The sequence below is a fragment of the Kitasatospora sp. NPDC042419 genome, assembly GCF_056437345.1.
In genome coordinates this window covers 42,914-50,786 of the sequence record NZ_JBWKAW010000041.1, presented here as the reverse complement: position 1 = coordinate 50,786, position 7,873 = coordinate 42,914, and the positions used below count along the sequence as shown (strand labels likewise).

At 74.1% G+C, this 7,873-nt stretch carries 12 protein-coding genes; 7 read left to right on the top strand and 5 right to left on the bottom strand.

Annotated elements, in window-relative coordinates:
- The 3 genes from AC067J_RS40240 to AC067J_RS40230 form a co-directional block, all read left to right on the top strand.
- Positions 1-97: acyl-CoA dehydrogenase family protein (locus tag AC067J_RS40240; protein ID WP_360021341.1), on the top strand; the 97-nt coding region annotated here is incomplete at its 5' end.
- A 282-nt stretch (positions 98-379) separates the two neighbouring features.
- Positions 380-1,636, top strand: a complete 1,257-nt coding sequence (locus AC067J_RS40235) for a beta-ketoacyl-[acyl-carrier-protein] synthase family protein (RefSeq protein ID WP_478307765.1) — start codon at positions 380-382, stop codon at positions 1,634-1,636.
- 58 nt (positions 1,637-1,694) lie between these two features.
- Positions 1,695-2,180: a GNAT family N-acetyltransferase gene (locus tag AC067J_RS40230; protein ID WP_478307764.1), complete on the top strand. Its 486-nt coding sequence runs from the start codon at positions 1,695-1,697 to the stop codon at positions 2,178-2,180.
- Positions 2,181-2,216: 36 nt separating this feature from the next.
- On the opposite strand, the gene AC067J_RS40225 is transcribed toward AC067J_RS40230, so the two are convergent.
- The 3 genes from AC067J_RS40225 to AC067J_RS40215 form a co-directional block, all read right to left on the bottom strand.
- Complete coding sequence (locus AC067J_RS40225) at positions 2,217-2,435, bottom strand: DUF397 domain-containing protein (RefSeq protein ID WP_478307763.1); 219 nt, start codon at positions 2,433-2,435, stop codon at positions 2,217-2,219.
- Positions 2,436-2,485: 50 nt separating this feature from the next.
- Entirely contained in the window at positions 2,486-3,085 is a 600-nt protein-coding gene (locus AC067J_RS40220; protein ID WP_478307762.1) for a hypothetical protein, read from the bottom strand.
- A 280-nt stretch (positions 3,086-3,365) separates the two neighbouring features.
- Positions 3,366-3,974 (bottom strand): NAD(P)H-dependent oxidoreductase, encoded by a 609-nt coding sequence (locus AC067J_RS40215; RefSeq protein WP_478307761.1) that lies wholly within the window; start codon positions 3,972-3,974, stop codon positions 3,366-3,368.
- Positions 3,975-4,086: 112 nt separating this feature from the next.
- Between AC067J_RS40215 and AC067J_RS40210 the strand changes: the two genes are divergently transcribed.
- Positions 4,087-4,797, top strand: a complete 711-nt coding sequence (locus AC067J_RS40210; protein ID WP_478307760.1) for a class I SAM-dependent DNA methyltransferase — start codon at positions 4,087-4,089, stop codon at positions 4,795-4,797.
- A 146-nt stretch (positions 4,798-4,943) separates the two neighbouring features.
- Complete coding sequence (locus AC067J_RS40205; protein ID WP_478307759.1) at positions 4,944-5,438, top strand: peptidylprolyl isomerase; 495 nt, start codon at positions 4,944-4,946, stop codon at positions 5,436-5,438.
- Positions 5,439-5,535: 97 nt separating this feature from the next.
- On the opposite strand, the gene AC067J_RS40200 is transcribed toward AC067J_RS40205, so the two are convergent.
- Positions 5,536-5,976 (bottom strand): DoxX family protein, encoded by a 441-nt coding sequence (locus AC067J_RS40200; protein WP_478307758.1) that lies wholly within the window; start codon positions 5,974-5,976, stop codon positions 5,536-5,538.
- Positions 5,977-6,074: 98 nt separating this feature from the next.
- Here AC067J_RS40200 and AC067J_RS40195 point away from each other — a divergent pair, with 98 nt between their 5' ends.
- The gene (locus AC067J_RS40195; protein WP_478307757.1) at positions 6,075-6,668 is read left to right on the top strand and encodes a TetR/AcrR family transcriptional regulator; all 594 of its coding nucleotides are present in this window, start codon (positions 6,075-6,077) and stop codon (positions 6,666-6,668) included.
- 39 nt (positions 6,669-6,707) lie between these two features.
- On the opposite strand, the gene AC067J_RS40190 is transcribed toward AC067J_RS40195, so the two are convergent.
- Positions 6,708-7,232 carry a peptidylprolyl isomerase gene (locus AC067J_RS40190; RefSeq protein ID WP_478307756.1) on the bottom strand — a complete coding sequence of 175 codons (525 nt, stop codon included), beginning with the start codon at positions 7,230-7,232 and terminating at the stop codon, positions 6,708-6,710.
- Positions 7,233-7,438: 206 nt separating this feature from the next.
- Between AC067J_RS40190 and AC067J_RS40185 the strand changes: the two genes are divergently transcribed.
- Positions 7,439-7,873, top strand: a complete 435-nt coding sequence (locus tag AC067J_RS40185; RefSeq protein ID WP_478307755.1) for a ribonuclease domain-containing protein — start codon at positions 7,439-7,441, stop codon at positions 7,871-7,873.

Genomic DNA, 7,873 nt, shown 5'->3' with positions numbered 1-7,873 from the left:
CCCGTTGGAGCGGATGATGCGGGACGCGAAGATCACGCAGATCTACGAGGGCACCAACCAGATCCAGCGCATCGTCATGGCCCGCAACCTGCCGTGACCCCGCTCCGACCCCGCTCCGACCCTGGTTCGATCCCGGTGTGACGCCGGCCCGGAGGCCCCCGACCGCTACTGCGGCCGGGGGCCTCCGCCGTTGCTCCTGCGACCGGAGTGATCTGGATGGTTCCTACAAGATCCCCCGAAGCGAATCGGTTGGCTTGCGCACCTGAATGACCGTCATCACCGTGGCAGTGTGGCCGAAGAGGCGAGAGCTCCCCGCATCCACCGATGCGGCGAATTGTCTCTACCTCACAACCTCCACAACAGTCATGGAGCTCCTTCGATGGGTACTGACAACAATCGCCCCCGCCGTGCCGCCGGCCCGGTCGCCGAGCCCGTCCTCGTCACCGGTCTCGGCGCCACCACGCCGCTCGGCGGGGACGCCGCCTCGACCTGGGCCGCGATGCTGGACGGCCGCTCCGGCATCCGCCCGATCGAGGCGGAGTGGGCCGCCGGGCTCCCCGTCCGGATCGCCGGGCAGCTCGCGGTGGAGCCGTCCGAGGTGCTGGACCGGGTGCGGGCGCGGCGGCTGGACCGCTGCGAGCAGGTCGCGCTGATCGCCGCCCGTGAGGCGTGGGCCGACGCGGGCGCGCCCGAGGTGGACGCCGAGCGGCTGGCCGTGGTGATCGGCACCGGCACCGGCGGGGCGCTCACCATGCTCGGCCAGGACGACGTCCTGGAGGCCTCCGGCGTGCGGAAGGTCTCCCCGCACACCGTGCCGATGCTGATGGCCAACGGCCCGGCGGCCTGGGTCTCGATCGAGCTGGGCGCACGGGCAGGCGCGCACACCCCGGTGAGCGCCTGCGCGTCCGGCGCGGAGGCGATCGCGCTCGGCCTGGACCTGATCCGGCTCGGCCGCGCCGACGTGGTGGTGGCCGGCGGCGCCGAGGCGTGCATCTGCCCGCTGCCGCTGGCCGGCTTCGCCCAGGCCCGGGCCCACTCGACCCGCAACGACGAGCCCGGCCGGGCCTCCCGGCCGTTCGACGTCGGCCGGGACGGCTTCGTGATCGGCGAGGGCGCGGCGGTCGTCGTGCTGGAGCGGGCCGGCTTCGCCGCGGCCAGGCGGGCCCGCGCCCACGCCGTGCTCGCGGGCGCGGCGGTCACCTCGGACGCCCACCACATCACCGCGGCCGCCGCCGAGGGTCAGGTCCGGGCGATGCGCCGGGCGGTGGCCGAGGCCGGGCTCTCGCCCCGGGACGTCGCCCACGTCCACGCCCACGCCACCTCCACCCCGCTGGGCGACTTGGTCGAGGCGGAGTCGGTCACCGAGGCGATCGGCACCCACCCGGTGGTGACCGCCACCAAGTCGATGACCGGTCACCTCTTCGGCGCGGCCGGCGCGGTGGGTGCGCTCGCCGCCGTGCTGGCGCTGCGCGACGGGGTGGTGCCGGCCACCCGCAACCTGGAGGTGCAGGACCCGGCGGTCGGGCTGGACGTGGTAGCCGGTGCGCCGCGCCGCGGGCCGTTGACCGCGGCGCTCACCAACGCCTTCGGGTTCGGCGGCCACAACGCCTCGCTGGTCTTCACGCCGGCACCCTGAAGGCCGGCACCGTGAAAACCGGGAGACGGTCCGGAGGCCGCTCACTAGGGTGGCCGCCATGTCTACGTCATCGGTATCGCCGTCGCTGCGCCTGGAACCGGTCACCCCGGAGAACATCGACGCGGCCCTGGAGCTGAAGGTCCGTCCGGACCAGGAGCGGTTCGTCTCCCCGGTGGTCAAGTCGCTGGCCGAGGCCTACGCGCACGGCGAGACGGCCTGGCCCCGGCTGATCCTCGACGGGGACCGGACGGTCGGGTTCGTGATGGCCTTCTTCGACGTCACCTTCCACCCGGACCGGCCCGGTGACCTCCCGCGCTCCGGCCTCTGGCGGCTCAACATCGCCGCCGACGCCCAGGGCCGGGGCTACGGCCGCTTCGCGGTCGAGCAGGTCGGGGACGAGGTCCGCCGGCGCGGCGGGAGCCGGATCACCGTCACCTACGTGCCGGACGACGACGGCCCCGGGGCGTTCTACACGAAGCTCGGCTTCCGGCCGACCGGGGAGTTCAGCGGGGACCAGGCCGTCGCGGAGCTGGACCTCGGCTGACCGGCGCGGGCCCGGGCCCGGGCCCGCGCCCGGGCCTCAGGCCAGGTGGTCGAACTCGCCGGCCTTCACGCCCAGGATGAAGGCGCGCAGCTTCGCCTTGCTGGTGGTGACGACGAGGTCGGGCGCGTCCGACTCGCGGAGCCTGATCAGGTCCCCGTCGGCGGCGATCTCCAGGCAGGGCGCGGACGCGTCGGGGTCCAGAGTCCCCTTCTGCCAGTGCAGGGGTTCGGCGCCGGGCGCCGTGTCGTTCTCCATGGGGGCAGGCTACCCGGCGGGCGCCGGGCGGCCTGCCCCCACGGCCGGGTTCAGCCGAGCAACAGGAACTTGGTGGACGGCACGCCCTGGATGTGGCTGCAGTCCCAGTTCTGGGTGGTGGCGCTGTAGGTGAAGCCGCTGGGGACCTGGCAGGCCCAGAGGCCGCTGACCGGCTTGCGCAGGCGGAAGGTCGTGGCCTGGGTCCCCTGGTTCAGGCTGCACCCGCTCGTGTAGGTGATCAGGTCGTAGGTGAAGGCGGGGGTGCCCATGCAGGCGGTGAGGCCGTCGTAGGGCGTCCGCAGGTGGTACGCGTTGGAGGTCACGCCGGGCTGCTGGCTGCAGGCGCTGCCCCAGGTGATGGAGTCGTAGACGAAGCCGGGGGCGCTGGTACACGCGGTCAGGCCGTCGGCGGGGGTGCGCAGGTGGAACTGCGGTGCGTTCCAACTGCCGGAGCTGCAGGTCCGGTTCATGGACACCTGGTCGTAGGTGTACCCGGCCGGGACGGTGCAGGCCCAGACACCGTCCAGCCCGGTGGTGGTGGCCGATGCGGTGGTCGCGGTGGCGGCGCCCGAGAGCAGCAGCGCCAGTGCGGCGAAGGCGGCGAGCAGCAGGCGCACGGGGGTGCGGCGGGGGGTGTGTGCGGTGAACATGGGTCTCCCTTGTGGGTGGCCGGGGTAGCACGGATTCGCACGGGGTGACACGGGTGGCGCGGGCGGTGCGGGGTGGCAGGGCACGCAGGGCACGCAGGGCGCGGGGTCGCGCGGTGACGCGGTGACGCGGTGGTGCCGGGGTTGCGACGCGGGTGAGCGTTCGCACCTGTTGCAGACAACCACTAGCACGCCCGCGCACGCCGCCACCCGCGCGCCCCGGCCCGGTCGGTCACTCCGCGGCCCGCCGTCTACGCGCGCCGCGCCGTTCCTCCGGCCCGCCTCAGCCGATCAGCGCCGCCGCCTCCTGCCGCGCCTGGCGGAGCCACTCCGCGCGGGCGCCGTCCGAGGAGTCCGTCACCGTGCGGAACACCCGCCGCCGCACGTCGGTGACGCCCACGTAGGGCAGCACGCAGGCCGCCCAGATCCGCTGCAGCGGATCCCCGAACTCCTCCTGCTCGCGGGCCTCCGGGGTGTCCGAGGTGTTCAGCACCAGCGCCCGCCCGGCCCGCAGCAGCCCCACCGGCTCGCCGTCCGCGGTGCCGAGCTTGTACGCCACTCCCGGGACGAGCACCCGCTGCACCCAGCCGGTGAGCACCGCGGGCGGCATGCCCCACCAGTTCGGGTGGACCAGGACGAGCCCGTCCAGGGTGGCCACCTCGGCCCGGTGGAGGGCGAGTTGCGGATCGCCGGCACCCTGCTGCCGGCCGTGCTCCGCCACGGTCTCCGTCTCCTCGGCGGTGAGCAGCGGCGCGAACCCCTCCGCGTACAGGTCGTGCGCGACCACCTCGCAGCCCTGCCGCTCCCGCAGTTCGTCGACGACGGCGTCGAACAGCGCGTGGTTGAAGCTGCCCGCCCGCGGGTGCGCCAGATAGACACCGATCCGCTTCATGTCCCGTTCCCCCTTGATCAGTTCTCCTTGGCGGCGATGCTATGGCGTGCCGGCCGGACCGGTCCGGGAGACCCCCCGAAGGGCCCGTCCCGCCCAGGTAGGGTCGGGGGCCGTGACCACCGAGCCGGAGTTCCTGACCACCGCCCGGGCGTTCTACGACGCCGTCGCCGCCGACTACGCCGACCGGTACCGCGACGTGCTCGCCGCCAGGCCCGTCGACCGGGCGGTGCTGGCGGCCTTCGCCGAGCTGGCGGCGGGCGGCCGGGTGGTCGAACTGGGCTGCGGTCCGGGCTACGTGACCGATCACCTGGCCGGCCTCGGCGTGGACGTCTCCGGTCTCGACCTCTCGCCGCGGATGGTCGAGCTGGCCCGGGCCACCTACCCGGGCCTCCGCTTCGAGGTCGGCTCGCTGCTGGACCTGCCGTACGCCGACGGCGAGTTGGCCGGGGCCGCGGCCTGGTACTCGATCATCCACACCCCGGTGGAGCAGCTTCCCCGGGTCTTCGCGGAGCTGCACCGCGTCCTCGCGCCCGGCGGCCACCTGCTGCTGGCCTTCCAGGTCGGCGACCGGCCGCTGCGGATCGACCGGCCCTTCGGCCACCCGGTGGCCCTGGACTTCCGCCGTCGGCAGCCCGACCACGTCGCCGGGCTGGCCGCCGACGCGGGCCTGACGGTCACCACCCGGCTGGTCCGCGAGCCGGTGGGGGAGGAGAGCACCCCGCAGGCGTACCTGCTGGCCCAGCGGCCGCTCGGCGCCGGCCGGCCCCACCCGGGCGCGGGGGCGGGGGCGGGCGCAGGGGTAGGGGCGGGGACGGCGGGCTGAGCGCCCCCGGGGCCGGCCGGTCACCCGGACGCCCGAAGGCGGCGCGGTGGTCCCGCCCCCCGGGTCCGCGGCCGGGACGGCGCGGCGGGCCGCCGGGGCCCGGGGGGTGTCGCGCGCCGGGACGCGCGGCATGCCATGATCCCTGCATGGGTTCCAACGTTTACTTCGACATCACCATCAACGACGAGCCGGCCGGCCGCATCGTGTTCACGCTCTTCGACGACATCGTCCCGAAGACCGCCCGGAACTTCCGCGAGCTGGCCACCGGCGAGCACGGCTTCGGCTACGCGGGCTCGTCCTTCCACCGCGTCATTCCGAGCTTCATGCTCCAGGGCGGCGACTTCACCCGCGGCGACGGCACCGGTGGCAAGAGCATCTACGGCGCGAAGTTCGAGGACGAGAACTTCACGCTCAAGCACACCAAGCCGGGCCAGCTCTCGATGGCCAACGCGGGCCGCAACACCAACGGCTCGCAGTTCTTCATCACCACCATCGTGACCGACTGGCTGGACGGCAAGCACGTCGTCTTCGGCGAGGTCGTCGAGGGCCTGGACCTGGTGAAGAAGATCGAGGGCCTCGGTTCGCAGAGCGGCCGCACCTCGGCCAAGATCACCATCGCCTCCTCCGGCATCGTGGAGTAAGGGCCCGGCCCTTTCACCGCATTCGGACGCGGCCCGCACCACGCGGGCCGCGTCCGCGCTTTTTCCCCGCCGGTCGCGGCCCCGGGCGGCCGCCGGGTCAGACGGCGGCGGCGACGGCCGCGGCGACGAAGAGCACCTGGAGCGCGGTGCGGGCGGGCAGCGGGGTGACCGGCTTCCCGGCGAGGGTCAGGCCGTTGCGGGCCGCGTACACGTTGGCCGGGAACATCGCGAGCATCAGCAGGGCGAGGCCGGCGGCGGCGGGGGCCGCGAGCGGGGGCACCAGGAGGCCGGCGGCGCCGGTGAGTTCCAGGACGCCGGTGAGGGTGACGAGTAGCGCGGGGGCCGGGAGCGCGGGCGGGATCATCGCGACGAACTGGCGGCGCCAGGACGGCACGAAGTGCGGCACGCCGGTGGTGACGAACATCAGCGCGAGGGCGCCGCGGAGGGCGGGCTGCCAGGCGTCGAGGCCGTCGAGGGCGATCAGGCCGAGCAGCCGGAGGACGGCGAAGCCGCCGACGAGGGCGATCAGGGGTGCCATGGGTGGACTCCAATCTTGTCACTGGAAAGATTGGCGCTCGGAGGTAATCTTGTCAATGACTAGATATGGTGGAGGGGACACCCAGGAGAGGAACGCGCATGGAGAAGACCGACCCGGGCCGGTCCGGCTACCACCACGGGAACCTGCGGCGGGCGGTACTGGACGCCGCGCTGGAGGCCATCGCCGAATCGGGGCCGTCGGGGTGGAGCCTGCGCGAACTGGCGCGGCGGGCGGGGGTGTCGCACGCCGCGCCGGCGCACCACTTCGGGGACAAGACGGGAGTGCTGACGGCGGTGGCGGCGGAGGGCTTCGAGCTGTTCGCGGACAGCCTGGAGCGCGCGGCGGGGGACCCGTTCGGGTCGGGGGTGGCGTACGTGCGCTTCGCGGTCGACCACCGGGAGTACTTCGAGGTGATGTTCCGGCCGGAGCTGTACCGGGCGGACGATCCGGAGATGGCGGCGGCGCGGGAGCGCGCGGGCGCGGTGCTGGCCGCGAGCGGCCGGAAGCTCTCCCCGGAGGAGGGCTCGGACCGGGTGGCGACGATCGCGGCCTGGTCCCTGGCGCACGGCTTCGCCGGCCTCTGGCTGAACGGCGCGCTGCCGGAGAGCCGGGGGGAGGGCCGGGGGGAGGGCGGCGTCGAGGAGCTGGCGCGGGCGGTGCTGGAGCTGGCCTTCGCGCGCCCGGCGCGGTGAGCGGGAAGCCGGACGGGCCGGCTTCCCGCTCCGGGGCCGTCAGCGGCGCTCGATCACCACGGACTCGATGACCACGTCGTCGAGCGGGAGGTCGCCCGGGCCGGTGGGGGAGGCGGCGATCGAGTCGACGACCTTCCGGCCGGCTTCGTCGGCCACCTCACCGAAGATGGTGTGCTTGCGGTTCAGGTGCGGGGTCGCGCGGACGGTGATGAAGAACTGCGAACCGTTCGAGTTCGGACCCGAGTTGGCCATGGCCAGCAGGTAGGGCTTGGTGAAGAAGAGCTCGGGGTGGAACTCGTCCGGGAACGTGTAGCCGGGGCCGCCGGTGCCGTCGCCGATCGGATCGCCGCCCTGGATCATGAAGTCGGGGATGACCCGGTGGAACGTGGTGCCGTCGTAGAGCGGGGTGGTGCCCGGTTCGCCGGTCGCCGGGTCGGTCCACTCCAGGGTGCCCTCGGCGAGCCCGACGAAGTTGCGCACGGTCTTCGGGGTGTGGAACTGGAACAGCTTGAGGGTGATGTCGCCGTGGTTGGTCTTGAGGACGGCGTAGAACTGCTCGGCCACGATGTCTCCGGGAGTGGTGGGGAACGTCCGCCCGATCCTGCCACGGGCCGTCCGGCCGGCCCGCCGTCCCGTCCCGGGCCGGTGTCCGCCTCCGTCACCCGAACGGGTGGGCACCGGTCCGGCCCCGGCGCGTCCCCCGCCGCGCCCCGGCTCCCGCGCGGTACCCCTTCTCTGCATACGCCCCACCGCACCGAAACGGGTACGTCATGACCCTCCGCCGCCTGGCAGGGGCCGCCCTGGTCCTCGCCCTCGCCTGCCCCGTCGTCCCCACCCAGGCCTGGGCCGCCCCGGCCCCCGCCGCCACCCGCGCGGTCCTCCGGCCCCCGCTCCCCGTCGACGCCCTCCCGGAGCAGGTCGAACGCGCCTGCCGCATCTGGGAGGGCATCGGCTGGCCCACCAACCCCCGCCCGGTCGACTTCCGCATCCCCGGCCCGGAGTTCATCCGCGGCGGCAACCCCTACGGCAACCGCAGCGGCGACCTCCCGTCCGGCGGTGCCTACCACGAGTACGACGTCAACCCCCGCCCCGCGCCCACCACCCACCGCGACGCCGAGCGCCTGGTCCGCGACGAGGCCACCGTGCAGGTCTGGTACACCTCCGACCACTACGGCAACTTCCGCGAGATCTCGGAGGGTTGCTGA